Source organism: Streptomyces odonnellii (assembly GCF_000981895.1).
Lineage (GTDB): Bacteria > Actinomycetota > Actinomycetes > Streptomycetales > Streptomycetaceae > Streptomyces > Streptomyces odonnellii.
Genome location: NZ_LATD01000055.1, coordinates 1 through 14,949, shown reverse-complemented (window position 1 = coordinate 14,949; position 14,949 = coordinate 1). Strand labels below are relative to the sequence as shown.

Annotated in this window: 15 protein-coding genes; 7 read left to right on the top strand and 8 right to left on the bottom strand. The window is 72.2% G+C overall.

Annotated elements, in window-relative coordinates:
* The 3 genes from WH07_RS07420 to WH07_RS07410 all read right to left on the bottom strand — a co-directional run.
* Positions 1–935, bottom strand: a 935-nt coding sequence (locus WH07_RS07420) for a serine/threonine-protein kinase (protein WP_157877266.1), incomplete at its 3' end; no start/stop codon positions are given.
* Positions 936–968: 33 nt separating this feature from the next.
* The gene (locus WH07_RS07415; RefSeq protein WP_232788761.1) at positions 969–2,075 is read right to left on the bottom strand and encodes an ABC-2 transporter permease; all 1,107 of its coding nucleotides are present in this window, start codon (positions 2,073–2,075) and stop codon (positions 969–971) included.
* Positions 2,076–2,105: 30 nt separating this feature from the next.
* Positions 2,106–2,918, bottom strand: a complete 813-nt coding sequence (locus tag WH07_RS07410; RefSeq protein WP_046496780.1) for a sulfite exporter TauE/SafE family protein — start codon at positions 2,916–2,918, stop codon at positions 2,106–2,108.
* Positions 2,919–3,124: 206 nt separating this feature from the next.
* Between WH07_RS07410 and WH07_RS07405 the strand changes: the two genes are divergently transcribed.
* The 3 genes from WH07_RS07405 to WH07_RS07395 all read left to right on the top strand — a co-directional run bounded on the left by WH07_RS07405 (position 3,125) and on the right by WH07_RS07395 (position 6,298).
* Positions 3,125–3,694: an NUDIX hydrolase gene (locus tag WH07_RS07405; RefSeq protein ID WP_046496778.1), complete on the top strand. Its 570-nt coding sequence runs from the start codon at positions 3,125–3,127 to the stop codon at positions 3,692–3,694.
* Positions 3,695–3,925: 231 nt separating this feature from the next.
* The gene (locus WH07_RS07400; protein ID WP_079023025.1) at positions 3,926–5,176 is read left to right on the top strand and encodes a D-arabinono-1,4-lactone oxidase; all 1,251 of its coding nucleotides are present in this window, start codon (positions 3,926–3,928) and stop codon (positions 5,174–5,176) included.
* A gap of 114 nt (positions 5,177–5,290) precedes the next feature.
* On the top strand, positions 5,291–6,298 hold the full coding sequence (locus WH07_RS07395; protein WP_079023024.1) for a serine hydrolase: 1,008 nt from the start codon (positions 5,291–5,293) through the stop codon (positions 6,296–6,298).
* Between the two features lie 29 nt (positions 6,299–6,327).
* Here the strand turns inward: WH07_RS07395 and WH07_RS07390 are convergent, their stop codons facing one another.
* Positions 6,328–7,212 (bottom strand): class I SAM-dependent methyltransferase, encoded by an 885-nt coding sequence (locus tag WH07_RS07390; RefSeq protein WP_046496776.1) that lies wholly within the window; start codon positions 7,210–7,212, stop codon positions 6,328–6,330.
* A gap of 210 nt (positions 7,213–7,422) precedes the next feature.
* Between WH07_RS07390 and WH07_RS07385 the strand changes: the two genes are divergently transcribed.
* Positions 7,423–7,917, top strand: coding sequence for a DUF5954 family protein (locus WH07_RS07385; RefSeq protein WP_046496774.1), 495 nt, complete (start codon positions 7,423–7,425; stop codon positions 7,915–7,917).
* A 13-nt stretch (positions 7,918–7,930) separates the two neighbouring features.
* Here the strand turns inward: WH07_RS07385 and WH07_RS07380 are convergent, their stop codons facing one another.
* From WH07_RS07380 to WH07_RS07370, 3 genes are read right to left on the bottom strand one after another with little or no spacing between them, the layout of a single operon-like run.
* Positions 7,931–8,701: a class I SAM-dependent methyltransferase gene (locus WH07_RS07380; protein ID WP_046496771.1), complete on the bottom strand. Its 771-nt coding sequence runs from the start codon at positions 8,699–8,701 to the stop codon at positions 7,931–7,933.
* A 36-nt stretch (positions 8,702–8,737) separates the two neighbouring features.
* The gene (locus tag WH07_RS07375; RefSeq protein WP_046496769.1) at positions 8,738–9,757 is read right to left on the bottom strand and encodes a helix-turn-helix domain-containing protein; all 1,020 of its coding nucleotides are present in this window, start codon (positions 9,755–9,757) and stop codon (positions 8,738–8,740) included.
* A gap of 53 nt (positions 9,758–9,810) precedes the next feature.
* Entirely contained in the window at positions 9,811–10,821 is a 1,011-nt protein-coding gene (locus WH07_RS07370; protein WP_046496767.1) for an alpha/beta hydrolase, read from the bottom strand.
* A gap of 259 nt (positions 10,822–11,080) precedes the next feature.
* Between WH07_RS07370 and WH07_RS07365 the strand changes: the two genes are divergently transcribed.
* The 3 genes from WH07_RS07365 to WH07_RS07355 are packed head-to-tail and all read left to right on the top strand — an operon-like array spanning position 11,081 to position 13,652.
* Positions 11,081–11,977 carry an ABC transporter substrate-binding protein gene (locus tag WH07_RS07365; RefSeq protein ID WP_046496765.1) on the top strand — a complete coding sequence of 299 codons (897 nt, stop codon included), beginning with the start codon at positions 11,081–11,083 and terminating at the stop codon, positions 11,975–11,977.
* Positions 11,974–12,894, top strand: a complete 921-nt coding sequence (locus WH07_RS07360) for an amino acid ABC transporter permease (RefSeq protein WP_046496763.1) — start codon at positions 11,974–11,976, stop codon at positions 12,892–12,894. The genes WH07_RS07365 and WH07_RS07360 overlap by 4 nt, the downstream gene beginning before the upstream one ends.
* Positions 12,891–13,652: an amino acid ABC transporter ATP-binding protein gene (locus WH07_RS07355; protein WP_046496761.1), complete on the top strand. Its 762-nt coding sequence runs from the start codon at positions 12,891–12,893 to the stop codon at positions 13,650–13,652. Before WH07_RS07360 ends, WH07_RS07355 begins: the two co-directional genes overlap by 4 nt.
* A 29-nt stretch (positions 13,653–13,681) precedes the next feature.
* On the opposite strand, the gene WH07_RS07350 is transcribed toward WH07_RS07355, so the two are convergent.
* On the bottom strand, positions 13,682–14,949 hold a 1,268-nt coding region (locus WH07_RS07350; RefSeq protein WP_052744283.1), incomplete at its 5' end, for a cytochrome P450.

Below are 14,949 nucleotides of genomic sequence, written 5' to 3'. Positions count from 1 at the left end.
GTGGGTGGGTACCCGTAGGCGGGCGGCGGGGATGTCACCAGGGTCGGCGGCAGGGGCGCCGCTACGGTGTCCGGCGCGGCCGGCCCGAAGCCTGGCTTCTCCGGGATCGCCGCGAGCAGCCGGTCCAGCTCGGCCGCCTCGGGCCTGGCGTCCGGGTTCCGGTCCAGCAGCGCCATCACCACGGGCCCGAGCGGCCCGGACCGTACGGGCCGCGGTATCTCCTCGTCGAGCACGGCGGCCAGCGTGGCGAGCGGGGTGGTCCGGCGCAGCGGATGCGCGCCCTCGACCGACACGTACAGCAGCATGCCCAGCGACCACAGGTCCGAGGCGGTACGGCCCTCGTCGCCGCGGATCCGCTCGGGGGCGATGTACTCGGGGGAGCCGATGAGTTCACCGGTCGCCGTCAGACCGGTCGTTCCCTGGAGCGCCGCGATACCGAAGTCCGTGAGCACCGGCCTGCCGTCCGGGCGCAGCAGGACATTGGCGGGCTTCACATCCCGGTGGTGGATCCCGGCCGCGTGCGCCGCGCGCAGCGCCCCCAGCACTCCGCGCCCGAGCGCGGCGGCCTCGCCGGGAGTCAGCAGGCCCACGGCGAGCCGCTCCTGGAGCGACTGCCCCTGCACCAGCTCCATGACGATCCAGGGATGCGCGATCTCCGCCGCGTCCACGATGTGATGGATCGTCACCACTCCCGGGTGATCGATCCTGGCCAGTGCCCTGGCCTCCCGCAGCACCCGCTCGCGGAGCGTCCTGGCCGCCGCGGGATCCGCGGCGAGCAGCGCGGGATCGGGCGGCCGTACCTCCTTGAGCGCCACCTCGCGATGGAGCGCCAGATCACGGGCGCGCCACACCATTCCCATACCGCCCGCGCCCAGTCGGCCCAGCAGCTCGAACCGGCCGTCGATCACGCGTTTTTCCTGGCCCCCTGCGTTCATGGCGCTCAGGGTAGAGCCATGCGTACGGACCGGTCATACCGAGCCCGCATCCTGGTCCCGGCCGGTGCTTCCCTTCGGCGGGGCGGCGGCGGGCCCGTGGCCGCCGGGGTGGCGTTCGCGCCAGATCAGGAAGACGGCTGTGGACACCAGCGCCCAGCACGCCAGGACGACAAAGGGGAACGCGTGCTGCGCGTTGCCGAAGTAGACGGCGGTGTGCTGGGCGTTGATCGAGGCGCCCGGCGGCAGCCAGCGTCCGATGTGGCCCAGCAGCGAGGGCAGCAGCGGCCAGGAGACGGCTCCGCCGGAGGAGGGGTTGCCGAGGATCACCATCAGCCCCCAGGTGGGGATCAGCGCCCATCGCCCGACAAGGGTGTTGAACATGGTGAAGACCATGCCGGTGGTGAACATCGTGAACGCCAGGATCAGCCAGGACTCGACGAAGGGGAACCGGATCGCGCCCAGCCACCAGTCCACCACCGCCGCGATGGAGAAGCCGCCGAGCAGCGACTGGGCGACGGTGCAGGCGATGCGCTCCCCGGGGGTGAGCGCGCTCGCGTGGACATTGAGCTGAGTGGCGCCGACGAAGCCGATGACGACGGCCGCGATCGAGATGTAGAAGAGCGCGAGTCCGCGTGGATCGCCCTTCTGGAGGGGCTTGACATCCGTGATCCGCACCGGCACGCCGAGGGACCTGCCCGTCATGGAAGCCGCCTCCGTGAGCACCTGGGCCACGGAGGCCCCGGCCGCACTCGCCACCGCGAAATCGACGCGGTGCGGCAGAAAGGTCAGGATCGCGAACACCTGCTGTTCCTCGACTCCGTGGCGCGCGGCGGCGTCGGTGGCGTAGGGATGCAGTTCGAGCGAGGCGTTGAGCCGCTTCTCCATGCCCTCCACGAAGGCGGTGGCGGTCGCGGTGTGCGTGGGGCCGACGACGGCGGCGGGGATCCTGTGCGGTGTCGGATTCGCCATGTTGTACGTGTACGAACCCGCGAAGAGCCCGGCGGCCGCGGCGGCGATGACGATGATGACGACAGCGGGCAGCAAGGGCGAGGACACGAAGGCGGCCCACCACCCGGCGATGGTCCAGAGCGCGGCGCGCGTACGGCCGGAGCGGTCGCGGCCTTCATGATCGTCACGCATGAAAGCACCGTAAACCACGTGGAGTAGCGGTCAGCGGAGCAGCAACTGGAGCCCGCCGAGCACGGTCGCCGCTATCACCAGCCGCTCGAAGAGCCGCTGATCGATCCGGTCCGCGCACACCTTGCCGATATAGGCGCCCGGGAACACGAAGAGCACCAGCGCCGCGTCCAGCAGGAGCGAGCGGGCGTCGATCAGACCGAGCCCCACACTGAAGGGCACCTTGGTGAGGTTGACGATCAGGAAGAACCACGCCGAGGTGCCAAGGAAGCCGAGCTTCCGGAAGCCCGCGGAGAGCAGATACATCGACATGACCGGGCCGCCCGCGTTGGCGACCATCGTCGTGAACCCGCTGAGCACTCCGTACGAACGGGCCTTGAGGCGACCGCCCGAAGGACCCGGGCGGTCAGCGGCGCCGGAGTCCCGGCCGGTGTCGTCGTCCGTCTGCGGTTCAGCGCCGCCCGTCTCCTTCGCGGCGTCCGCCGCAGCACGCCGCCGCCAGACCGTGACCCCGGCCATCAGCAGCAGGATCGCCCCGATCGAGGTACGGACGGCCCCGTCGTCGGCCCAGAGGAGGAAGACCGTCCCCACCACGACGCCCCCGGCGACCGCCGGAAACAGCCGCCACAGGGTCGGCCAGTGCGCATGGCGCCGGTAGGTGAGCACCGCGAGCACATCGCCCATGATCAGCAGGGGCAGCAGCACACCCGTCGAACCCCGGGCGGGCAGCACGGCCGCGAACACGGCCAGACTGACCGTATTCGCGCCGCTCACCGCGGTCTTCGAGAAGCCGACGAGCGCCGCGGCCGCGGCGAGCGCGGCGAATCCCCACCAAGTGATGTCCATGCCAACGTCTGATGGTATGCCCGATGGTCCGGGTGCCCGGCGTGCGGGCCGGGAGTGCAGCGGAGATCACACGGCCCGTTCCGGGGTCGGCGTACGGGCGGGCGCCTCCGGAAACCCGGAGGACACCGGTGCCGGGAATTCCGTAGCCTCCTCCGTGCCCCGCGAGGACCGCGCGGCACCGACCAGTCATATGCAGGGGGTACGTCATGGGGGCTGTGGGCCGGCCGATCACCGAGGCGCTGTCGCGATACCGGACGGAGGACCCGGCCGAGGCCGCCGATGTCGGCCGCGTCCGCGCGCTGGCCGAGAGCGCCGCCGATCCCTGGCTGCGCTCGACCCCGCTGCATGTCACGGCGTCCGCGCTGATCGTCCACCCCGCGAGCGCGCGCGTGCTGCTGCGCTGGCACGGACGGCTGAGGTCCTGGCTCCAGGTGGGCGGCCATGGCGACCCCGGCGAGACCGAGCCGCTGGATGTCGCGCTGCGGGAGGCCGTCGAGGAGACCGGGCTCGACGATCTGGTCCCGTATCCGTATCCCGACGGCGCCGGTCCTTCACTCGTCCAGGTGGTGGTCGTCCCGGTGCCCGCGGGCGGTGGCGAACCTGCCCATGAGCACGCCGACCTGCGCTTCGTCCTGTCCACGGACCGGCCCGAGGCGGCGCGCCCGGAGCGGCCCGACGCCCCGCTGCGCTGGATGTCGGTGCCCGAGGCGCTGGAGGCCGTGGCCGAGGCCAATGTCCGCGAGGCGCTGCGGCGGGTGGGGGCACTGCTCGGCTGACCGAGGCCGAAGCCGAAGCCCGGCCGGGCCGCGGGTCTCCGGGCCGCGGGTCCCCGGGCGGAGAGCCAGGCCCTGCGGTTGTCTGTTCCGAGGACGCGCATGCCAGAGTCCTGGAAGGAAGATTTCGGCAGGAAGAAACGGAACAGGGAGAACGCCGTGCCCCACGCGCCCGAAAGCCACGCCGCCCCCGGCGAATCCGGTCAGCCCGGCGAGTCCGCCATACCCCCGGCGATGACGAACTGGGCGGGGAACATCACCTTCAACGCGGCCCGCACGCACGCCCCTTCGTCCGAGGAGCGCCTGCGGGAGATCGTCGCGGGGAGCCGTTCGGTGCGCGTGCTGGGCAGTGGTCATTCGTTCAACACCCTCGCTGACACCCATGGCGATCTGGTCTCCGTGGCCGGACTGCCGAAGACCGTGGACATCGACGAGAAGGCCCGTACGGTCACGGTCGGCGCGGGTCTGCGGTTCGCCGAGTTCACCGGTGCCGTGCACCGCGCGGGCCTGGCGCTGCACAATCTCGGCTCGCTCCCGCACATCTCCGTCGCGGGCGCCTGTGCCACCGGGACGCATGGATCCGGCTCGGGCAACGGCAATCTGGCCTCCGCGGTCCGCGCCCTGGAACTCGTCACCGCCTACGGTGGAACTCTCACCCTGACCAGGGACGACGAGGACTTCGCGGGCGCCGTCGTCGCACTGGGCGCGGCCGGCGTCGTCACCCGGATGACACTGGACCTCGTACCGGCGTACGACATCCGGCAGTGGGTGTACGAGGGCCTGCCGTACGAGCGGCTGCTCGAGCGGTTCGACGAGGTGCTCTCCGCCGCCTACAGCGTGAGCCTCTTCACCACCTGGCGGACCGGCCGGATCGACCAGGTCTGGCTGAAGCAGCGGACCGGCGACGGCCACCAGGACCCCGCGCCGGACACCTGGCTGGGCGCGGCGCTCGCCGACGGACCCCGCCATCCGGTGCCGGGCATGGACGCCGGGACCTGCACCGTTCAGGGCGGCGTGCAGGGGCCCTGGCACGAGCGGCTGCCCCACTTCCGGCCGGAGTTCACCCCGAGCAACGGCGATGAACTCCAGAGCGAGTACTTCGTCGCGCGCGAGGACGGTCCCGCGGCCTTCGACGCGCTTACGGCGATCGGCGGGCGGATCGCGCCGGCCCTCCAGATCGGTGAGATCAGGACGGTGGCGGCGGACGGTCTCTGGCTGAGCCCGGCGTACGGTCGCGACTCGGTCGCCTTCCACTTCACCTGGCACCCGGACATGGCGGCGGTGGCACCGGTGCTCGACGCCATCGAGGAAGCGCTGGCACCGTTCGCCGCCCGGCCGCACTGGGGGAAGGTCTTCACCATGGGCCCGGAGCGGGTCAGGGGACTGTACGAGCGGTACACGGACTTCGAGGCGCTCATCGCGAGGCTCGACCCGCGCGGGGTGTTCCGCAATGAGCTGATCGGCCGGTATTTCTCCGAAAGGTAGCCAGGTCCGCGATATCAGACGATTCGTCCGTCAGTATCGGTGTCGGGAATTTTTGTCACCAACCTATTACCTGGAAAATATCCACATCACAGAATCTGTTTCTAACCTCACGCCATGGCCCGGCACAGAATCGCTCCGAACCCTGTCACCGCCCTCCTGGTCACCGGATGGGTCGCGGCCGGCGGTCTCCTGCTGACCACCGGCGGCGACGCTCCGGTCCCGGCGCGGCCGGACGCCGCCGTCGCGCCGGTCCCGCCGGGATCCGGCGCGGCCCCGCTGCCGGGGCTCCGGACGGTGGGCTCGGTACGGGCCGGGGAGACCGGCCGGGGCTCCGGGGCCGACGGCAAGCCCTCGGCGGAGCCGGACAAGCCCTCGCCGGAGCCGGACAAGCCGGCGGTGGATCCGGACGAGGCGCTGGCCGCCTCGCTCGAACCGGTCGTGAAGTCCGTCTCGGCCTCCCTCTCGGTGGCGGTGCTCGACACGAAGGACGGGGACACGGCGTCGTACGGGGCCGGGAAGACCTATGACACGGCGAGCATCGTCAAGGTCGACATCCTGGTGGCCCTGCTGCTCCAGGCGCAGGACCAGGACCGCCATCTGACGACGGGGGAGAAGGACTACGCGACCTCCATGATCCGTCTCAGCGACAACGCCTCGGCGGACGCGCTGTGGAGTGCGATCGGCGGGTCGTCCGGCCTGGACGAGGCGAACCGAAGACTCGGGCTGAAGGCGACGACCGCCGGGGTGAACGGCCACTGGGGGCTGACCCAGACCACGGCCGCCGATCAACTGGTGCTGCTCTCCGCCGTGTTCGGCGACGACTCCGAGTCCGACCTCAGCGAGGCCTCACAGGACTTCATAAGAGGGCTGATGGGCACGGTGTCGACGGATCAGGACTGGGGCGTGTCCGCCGCGGGGACGCTCACCGGGCTGAAGAACGGCTGGCTGCCGCGGAGCGCGACCGGCCTGTGGGACATCAACAGCATCGGGCGCGTGACGGTGGACGGGCACGGCTATCTGCTGACCGTGCTCTCGCGCGGCAGCGCCACCAAGGAGGCGGGCGTCGCCCTGGTCGAGAAGGCCTCGAAGGCGGCGGTGCGCGCCCTGAGCCGGCAGGCATGACAGAGCGCCACGGGCTGCCGGCCGTCTGATCAGGCCCGGGCCGCGAACCGGGTCAGTACGGTCATGGTCGGCCGGAGATTGCGTACGACGGGCACCCGCCGCAGCACCGGCTGGACCATGCCGTAGTACGGACCGTGTCCCCGCGGCGGCGGGACTTCGCGTACGGCCGTGATGTGCGGATGCGCCCCGAACACCTTCCGCAGCTCACCCGCGTCCATGCCCCAGGGCATCGGCGGTACGGCGTAGCCCCGGCGGGTCCGCATCGCGCCACGCCTCGTACAGACGCTGGACCACCTCGGGACGGCATCGAAGACCAGCGCCCCGCCCGCGAAGCGCCCGGCACAGGTCGCGATCACCTCCCGCACTTCGGGCGGTCGCAGATACATGAGCAGCCCCTGTGCCGTGACGAGCACCCCATGGGCGGTGCCGACCTGGTCGGGCCAGGCCGGGTCCAGCACGGAGCACGGGTAGGTGCGGCGCCGGTCGCCGTCGGGGAGCAGCCGCCGCCGGACGGCCGCGGTCTCGGGCAGTTCCACGGTCAGCCAGCTCATCCGGCCGTTGTCCACCCGCCAGAACTGGGTCTCCAGCCCTTCGCCCAGAGCGACGACCGTGCCGTGGGGGCGCTCGGTCAGGAAGTGCCGTACGACGGTGTCGAAGGTGCGGACCCGCAGGCAATGGCCCTGCGCGAGGAACGGGTTCGGCGGGCCGAAGGTCTCGGCGAAGGGGTAGTCGATGGCGTCGACCAGCTCGACCGCCTTGGGGTCCTCGAACTGCCAGGACGGCTGCCGCGCGGCACACGCCCGTTGGTACAGATTCCACAGCAGGGTCTCGGGGACGCCCGTGAGCGCGACGGTCTCCTTCCCGCTCCGCTGCCTGCCGTGGTCCTCGCCCGGGGGCCGCTGGTTCTGGTCCATGGCGGATCGCTTCCCGTACCGCTCGACTGCCCTGTGCCTCGCGCCTGTGCCTGCTGCCCATGCCCTCCGCACTCCCCATTCAACCCCTCCTGCCTGCGGTTATCACGTCCAGCGGTGGCGAATTCGTGTGACGGAAAGATGGCCGGATTTACACCGGATGATCCTTGTATCCGTGGAGCGCGAACCGCGTTCATACGGCACTCTGCTCGTATGAGCGCGAACTCGGACGACACGGCGGACGGTGTATTCGACGATGCGGCCGCCCGGCGGCTGCTGGAGCTTGGGCAGCGTGAGGAGGCACTGAGACGGGCGTTCCCGGTGGACGGTCCCGATACGGACCGGATGTCAGTCGCGCATTACACGGGCTACTCCGCGATGCTCCACGAGGACCGGGGGTGGCGGCAGCTCTTTCCCGCAGTCCAGGCCGAGGAGGAGGCGCGGGCGGATCTCCGCGATGTGCTGCGGCTGCGGGCGGCGAGCGCGGGCGAGCTGGCTCCGCGTTTCACCCGGGCCGCCGAGGCCGTCGCCCGGGGCGAGGACCAGGTGATCATCGGCGAGGACGTCTACCGCGTGGTGCGGATCGAGCAGACCGTCATCATGACCGCGCACGGCCCGCAGACGCCGCGGCCCCACGACCGCGAGTTCCCCGAGGTGTTCGACGAGCGGCCGGGACCGCGCGGTCCCGGCCGTCCCCTGGAGGACTGATCCGGCTGCCGGTTCAGGCGGTGCGCGCCACCACCAGCGCGCACCGGGGGCTGCCGTCGGGCCGGAGACCGAGGCCCGAGAGGGGAAGCACAGAGGTGGTGAAGCCCGCACCGGCCAGCTCGTCCAGTACCTCCGGCAGCCGGAAGGTGCGGTAGTACATGACGAACGGCGGGCGCCACACCAGATTGCGCAGCCGCATCGCCGTGTCGAACCCCCAGAGCGCCCAGTAGAGCTTCGAGCCCACCCGGGGCGGCGCCGGGACGGGGAAGACGAACAGACCGCCCGGCCGGAGCGCTGCCCGTGCCTGTGCGAACAGGGCAGGCCGCTCGGCCGGCAGGAAATGCCCGAACGCCCCGAAACTCACGGCCAGATCGAAAACGGGCGCCAGTGGCAGGGCGCGGGCGTCGGCCCGTACCCAGTGCACGGCCGGAGCGCCCCGAGGGCCCCGGGCACCCGGAGCGTCCGGCACGTCATCCGGTACGGCGGATCCGGTGGCGTCCTTGGCGGCGGCCAGCATGCCCGCGCTGAAGTCGACCCCGACGACCCGCTCGTCGCAGAGCCGCCGCAGCACCCCCACCCCGGCCCCGGTCCCGCAGCAGATGTCCAGCCCCGTACCGAAAGGGCCGAGCGGCCCGGCGGCGTGTACGACCGCGTCCAACAGGGTGTCGGGCGTACGGAACGGAGTCCGGTCGAACTTCGGGGCGAGCAGGTCGTAGCCGTGCTCGACGGACGACAGTGCCTGGACGGCGAGTTCGCGCAGGGTCGGACCTTCAGGAGTGAACATCGCCGATCAGCCTAACGAGTTCCCCGGCCCCGGCGCTCAGAGGCGCTGATTGTGGTGCAGCCGCCACACCGTCAGCGCGAGCTGGAGACGCAGCCGGCCGTGCGGCTCCTGCACCGGCCAGCCGAGCCAGTGCTCGGCCTGCGCCAGCCGGTCCTGGAGCGTCGAGTGGTGCAGGGTCAGCTCCGCCGCCGCGGCCCGCAGACTGGTGGCGAAGGCGACAGTGTGGAGTGTGACGGCGGCCCAGGGGGCGGCGGCGATCGCGCGGTCCAGCGCGCGGACGTCGGGCACCGGCTCCGTGCCGGGGCCGACCGCGTCGGCCAGCAGCGCGAGACCGCCCAGATCGTCCGCGTACACGATCCTCGGACCGGGATCCTGCTCACTGCCCTCCGCCGTGAACCGCAGCGCGGTCCGCGCGGCCGCCGCCGAAGCGGGCAGGCCGGGTACGGGCACGGCCGGGCCGATCCCGGCGCGCCGGCCGCCGACGGACGGCGTACGCGCGCCGGAGGAGGGCATCGCCTCGATCACCACGGGCCCTCCCGCGGGCGCCACCGCGCGGGCGAGCGCCGCGTCCCGCAGACCGAGGCGTACGGCCGCCTGCCGCCGGGCGTGCTCCGGCGCCGAGGCGTCCAGCAGCACCTCCACCGAGGCCGGATCGGCCGCCGGGCCCTCCACCGGCGCCCGGCCCCGGGTCCGGTCGAGGACATCGCGGGCCGCCGCCGCGGCCCGCTCCAGCACCATCGCGTGCACACCGTTCGGCGGTCCGGTCCGCTCCAGCCACACCGCCGCGCCGTCGCCCGGCACCAGCGCGGCCGACATCCAGCCGGGATCCACGGGGCCGCCGCCGTCCTGCCGCACCCCGTCGGCGCCCACCCGGATCCGTACCCCGCGCGCCTCGTCCACCAGCCGGGCCGCGCAGCCCGACAGCACCGCCGCGCCGCGCACCAGGGACTCCAGGCCCGCGCGGCCCTCGACCAGCCGGTCGAAGTACGCGATCACCTGGAGCGCCGCGCCCGCGTCGGGGTCGAGTGCCGCGAGCCTGCCCGCCAGCTCTTTCACCGCTTCATCCTGCGCCGTCCAACGGGCGGTGCCAACGGTCGGTTCCCGCCCGGTCAGTCCGCGAGCAGCCGGCGCAGCCAGGAGAGCTGGGCGGCCCTGGCCGCCTGGGACACCGCGGCCTGCGGCGCCAGACCGTCGAAGCCATGGAAACCGCCCGGCCACACATGCAGTTCGGCCTGGCCGCCCGCTTGCCAGAGACGGGTGGCGTAGGTCACATCCTCGTCCCGGAAGGTCTCCGCCGAACCGACATCGATGAACGCCGGCGGCAGTCCCGAAAGATCCTCGGCCCTGGCGGGAGCGGCGTACGGGGACACATCCGGGCCACCGCGCCGCTCGCCCAGCAGGGCGGTCCACCCGGTGTGGTTCGCCTCGTGGTCCCACACCCCCAGGCCGGCCATCTGATGGCTGGAGGGCGTGTCGTTGCGGTCGTCCAGCATCGGGCACAGCAGCATCTGCCCGGCCAGCGCCGGGCCCCCGCGGTCCCGCGCCAGCAGGGCGACCGCCGCCGAGAGACCGCCCCCGGCGCTGCCGCCCCCGACCACGATCCGCGCCGGGTCGATCCCCAGCTCGGCGGCGTGCTCAGCGGTCCAGACCAGCCCCGCGTAGGCGTCCTCCACCGGGGCGGGATGCGGGTGCTCCGGGGCCAGCCGGTACTCCACGGACACGATGACCAGGCTCAGCTCCTGCGCCCAGTCGAGCAGACGGTCGATGCCGGTCCGGTTGTCCCCGAGGACCATGCCGCCGCCATGGATGTTGTAGACGGCGGGCAGCCCCGTGCCCGCTCCGGCCGGGCGGCAGATGAGCAGGGAGATGTCCGGCTCGCCGGCCGGCCCCGGCACCGTACGCTCCTCGACCTCGATGGCGCCGTCCCGCCGCAGGTCCTCGTCCGGCAGCCGGGCCAGGGTCCCGGCCTGCCGTATCGCCGGAAGATCGTTCAGCTTCAGGGTGTCCCCGAGCTGCTCCCTGATCACATCCAGCGCCGCCGCCAGCTCGGGATCGAAGGGCGGCGGGGGACCGGTCCGCCCCTCGGCGGGCGGAACGTACGAGGACGAAGTGGCGGTCATCGGCTCTCTCCCTCTGCGCGCGGTCACCTCTCTGTGACCGGTCCCGCCATCCTGCCTCCGGTCCGGCGCGCCCCGGCAGCGCCAAGCGGCGGAGATCACCCGCCGTCCGGCGGGTGCCGTCCCTTCCGGTGCGGTGCGGCGGTCCCGGTCCGGTGTTCCACTGTGCTTCAAACCTCCCGGCCCCTCCCACCGGCGGATTTCATACGATCGCAATCCTGTGATCTCGACAGACACCCCCATACGGTGTCACTCTCCCGCCATGCACCTCACCGCCCGAAGCTTCCTCCCCGCTGTCTTCGTCCTCGCCGTCACCGCCGCCACAGGCTGCGCTCCGCAGGATTCACCCTCGTCGCCGGAGTCGTCGGACGCGTCCGCCGGCGGCGCCCCGCAGTCCGCCGCGGCCTCCTGCGAGCCGGGCGCGCTGGCGACGGAGACCAAGGGGAAGCTGACCGTCGGAACGGACAAGCCGGCCTACGCGCCCTGGTTCCAGGACGACGACCCGGCGAACGGCAAGGGCTTCGAGTCCGCCGTCGCGTACTCCGTCGCCACGGCGCTGGGCTTCACCAAGGACCAGGTCGTCTGGCAGACCGTCCCGTTCAACAACTCCTTCTCGCCGGGCGAGAAGAACTTCGACTTCGACATCAACCAGGTCTCCATCAGCGACGAGCGCAGGCAGGCCGTCGACTTCTCCTCCGGCTACTACGACGTGCGCCAGGCCGTCGTCGCGCTGAAGAAGTCCCCGTACGCCGGAGCGACCACCGCCGCCGCCCTCAAGGGCGCCAAGCTCGGGGCCCAGGTCGGCACCACCAGCCTGGACACCATCAACGAGATCATCAAGCCGACGCAGCAGCCCGCCGTCTTCCAGAAGAACGACTTCGCCAAGTCCGCGCTGCGCAACGGCCAGGTCGACGCCATCGTCGTCGATCTGCCCACCGCCTTCTACATCACCTCGGCGGAGGTGCCGGACGCCGAGGTCGTCGGCCAGTTCGCCGACTCGGCGGGTACGGCGGAGCAGTTCGGGCTCGTCCTCGACAAGGGCAGCGCGCTCACCGCCTGCGTCACCCGGGCCGTCGACGGACTGCGCAAGGACGGCACGCTCGCCGCGCTGGAGAAGCGGTGGCTGTCCGACGCCGTGGACGCGCCGGTGCTCAAGTGACCTTCGAGACCACTTCCTCCGCCCGGGGCGGGGGGACGGGCGGAGGCGCGCGCGGGGACGACGGCGACGACGGGTACACACCGTCCGCGCGCCGGCTCGAACGCGAGCGGTACAAGCGCGCCCGCGCCCGCCGCGCCACCGCCGTCGCGGCGCTCTCCACCCTGGTGACAGGCGCCGTGCTCTACCTCGTCATCACCGGCTCGCCCGGCTGGCAGCGCACCCGCGAGACCTTCTTCAGCGCCGAGTACGCCCGTATGGCACTGCCCGAGGTGCTCGACGGACTGCTGCTCAATCTGCGGCTGCTGGCGGTCTGCGGCGTCTGCGTCCTGGTGCTGGGACTGCTGCTGGCCGTCGCCCGCACCCTGCGCGGGCCGGTCTTCTTCCCCGTCCGGGCGCTGGCCACCGCGTACACCGACTTCTTCCGCGGACTGCCGCTGATCATCTGTCTGCTGATGGTCGTCTTCGGGGTGCCCGCGCTGCGGCTCCAGGGCGTCACCAACGACCCCGTCCTGCTCGGCGGCACCGCGCTCGTCCTGACCTACTCCGCGTACGTCGCCGAGGTCTTCCGGGCGGGCATCGAGTCCGTCCACCCCTCGCAGCGCGCGGCGGCCCGCTCACTGGGGCTGTCCAACGCCAAGACCCTTCGGTACGTGGTGCTTCCGCAGGCCGTACGGCGGGTCGTACCGCCGCTCCTCAACGATCTGGTGTCGCTCCAGAAGGACACCGGACTCGTGTCGATCGCCGGTGCCGTCGACGCCGTCTACGCGGCCCAGATCATCGCCGGAAAGTACTTCAACTACACGCCCTATGTGGTCGCGGGCCTGGTCTTCGTCGCGCTGACGATCCCCATGACCCGCTTCACCGACTGGGTCACCGCCCGGATGGACCGCAGACGCGCGCAGGGAGGAACCGTATGACGGCCGGCGACACGCCCGTGCTGCGCCTGGAGTCGGTACGCAAGACCTTCGGCCGGGACCGGGTCGTGCTGCGGGACGTCAGCCTCGATGTCGCGCCGCACACCGTGACCGCGCTGATCGGCGCGTCGGGCTCCGGCAAGTCGACCCTGCTGCGCTGCGCCAATCTGCTGGAGGAGATCGACGACGGAGCGATCTTCCTGGACGGCGAGGAGATCACCGACCCCCGGGCCGACGCGGACGCGGTACGCCGCCGGATCGGCGTCGTCTTCCAGTCGTACAACCTCTTCCCGCACATGACGGTCCTCCAGAACATCACCCTGGCGCCCCGCCGGGTCCTCGGCGTCCCGCGCGAGGAGGCGGCGGAGCGGGCCGGGGAACTGCTGGCCAGGCTCGGTCTCGGCGACAAGGCCGGGGAGTACCCGGACCGGCTCAGCGGCGGCCAGCAGCAGCGCGCCGCGATCGTCCGTGCCCTGGCCGTACGCCCGCGGCTGCTGCTCCTCGACGAGATCACCGCGGCGCTCGACCCGGAGCTGGTCGGCGAGGTGCTCTCGGTCGTACGGGACCTCAAGGACGAGGGGATGACGATGGTGCTCGCCACCCATGAGATGGGCTTCGCCCGGGAGGTCGCCGACCAGGTCTGCTTCCTGGACGGCGGAGTGGTCCTGGAGCGCGGCACCCCGGCGGAGGTCTTCGGGGCGCCGCGCCGGGACCGTACGAAGCGGTTCCTGCGGCGGATCGTGGAGGCGGGCCGGCTCTGACACCCACGGGCCCGGCCCGCACGGCGTAGTCACCCCCGCCCGGGCCGGCGCGGCGCGGCGGTGAACTCCACCGGCAGCGAGACCGGTACCCGCGTCCAGGGCGAGGGCTGCCAGCTCACCTCCTCGGCCCGGATGGCCAGCCTCATGTCCGGCAGCAGATGCAGGGCGGTGTTCACGGCCGTACGGGTGATCAGCCGCGCGGGCACCTGCGCCGGGCACACATGCGGACCGGCCGAGAACGCGAGATGCGCGCGGTTGCCCGGCTCGCCCGCCTCGTCGGGACGGATCGCGGGATCGTCGTTGGCGGCGGCGATCCCCAGGATCAGCACATCGCCGCGCCGGATGCGGCGGCCCCCCAGCTCGGTGTCGCGCAGCGCGTACCGGGCGGGCATGTTGTTCATCGGCGGATCGCGCCACAGCGCCTCGTCCAGGGCGTCGTCCACCCCGAGCCGGCCGCCGTGCAGCCGGGCGGCGAACCGGGGGTCGGTGAGCATCAGCCGCAGGGCGTGCGAGATCCAGGCGTTGACGCCCTCCGTCCCCGAGGAGATCATCACCACCATCGACTGGAGCCGCTCCGCGTCGGTGCGCAGATTCGGGTGATGGATGATCGCGGTCGTCAGATCGTCGGCCGGGTTGACCTGCCGCTCGCACAGGGTGTCGACGAGGATCTCCTGGAAGTGGCGGTTGCCGTCCTGCGAGTCGTCGGCGCTGCCGAACAGCGCGACCAGCGCCCGCCGCAGCTCCTGCCCCTCGCTCCTGTCCAGCCCGAACAGCGAGGCGATGGAGAGCAGCGGCACGATCGCCGCGTACTCGCTCACCAGATCGGCGCGGCCGTGCGGGGAGAACTCCGCGATCAGCTCCGTGCACACCTTCTCGACCTGGCGGCGCGCCTTGCGCTGGTCGATCCGGGCGACCCCGTCGTCCAGGGGCTGGCGCAGCCGGCGGTGTTCGGGGCCGTCCGCGCCGATGACATTGGCGCGCCACGCCATCATCGGCAGGAGTCCCGAACGAGGCGACACCACGCCCTCGTTGAGGTCGCGCCAGTTGCGGGCGTCACGGGAGAAGACCTGCTCCTGGCGGGTGACCGCCAGCAGCTCGCGGTAGCCCATCACCAGCCAGGCGGGGACACCCGGCTCCAGCTCGACCCGGGCGACGGTGCCCCACTCCTCACGCAGCGTGCGGTAGACCTCGCGGGGTTCGGCCGCGCCGGTCGCGGAGGTGAGCGGAAGCGGATCCGTACCGCCACCGCCCGTGTGCGCGGGACAGCCGGGCGGCGGTTCGGCGGGCGGGGCGGCGG

Excerpts from the sequence above, each read along its gene's own strand:
- WH07_RS07415 (WP_232788761.1), bottom strand. The coding sequence starts at position 2,075 with ATGCGTGACGATCATGAAGGCCGCGACCGCTCCGGCCGTACGCGCGCC.
- WH07_RS07410 (WP_046496780.1), bottom strand. The coding sequence starts at position 2,918 with ATGGACATCACTTGGTGGGGATTCGCCGCGCTCGCCGCGGCCGCGGCG.
- WH07_RS07405 (WP_046496778.1), top strand. The coding sequence starts at position 3,125 with ATGGGGGCTGTGGGCCGGCCGATCACCGAGGCGCTGTCGCGATACCGG.
- WH07_RS07400 (WP_079023025.1), top strand. The coding sequence starts at position 3,926 with ATGACGAACTGGGCGGGGAACATCACCTTCAACGCGGCCCGCACGCAC.
- WH07_RS07395 (WP_079023024.1), top strand. The coding sequence starts at position 5,291 with ATGGCCCGGCACAGAATCGCTCCGAACCCTGTCACCGCCCTCCTGGTC.
- WH07_RS07390 (WP_046496776.1), bottom strand. The coding sequence starts at position 7,212 with ATGGACCAGAACCAGCGGCCCCCGGGCGAGGACCACGGCAGGCAGCGG.
- WH07_RS07385 (WP_046496774.1), top strand. The coding sequence starts at position 7,423 with ATGAGCGCGAACTCGGACGACACGGCGGACGGTGTATTCGACGATGCG.
- WH07_RS07380 (WP_046496771.1), bottom strand. The coding sequence starts at position 8,701 with ATGTTCACTCCTGAAGGTCCGACCCTGCGCGAACTCGCCGTCCAGGCA.
- WH07_RS07370 (WP_046496767.1), bottom strand. The coding sequence starts at position 10,821 with ATGACCGCCACTTCGTCCTCGTACGTTCCGCCCGCCGAGGGGCGGACC.
- WH07_RS07365 (WP_046496765.1), top strand. The coding sequence starts at position 11,081 with ATGCACCTCACCGCCCGAAGCTTCCTCCCCGCTGTCTTCGTCCTCGCC.
- WH07_RS07355 (WP_046496761.1), top strand. The coding sequence starts at position 12,891 with ATGACGGCCGGCGACACGCCCGTGCTGCGCCTGGAGTCGGTACGCAAG.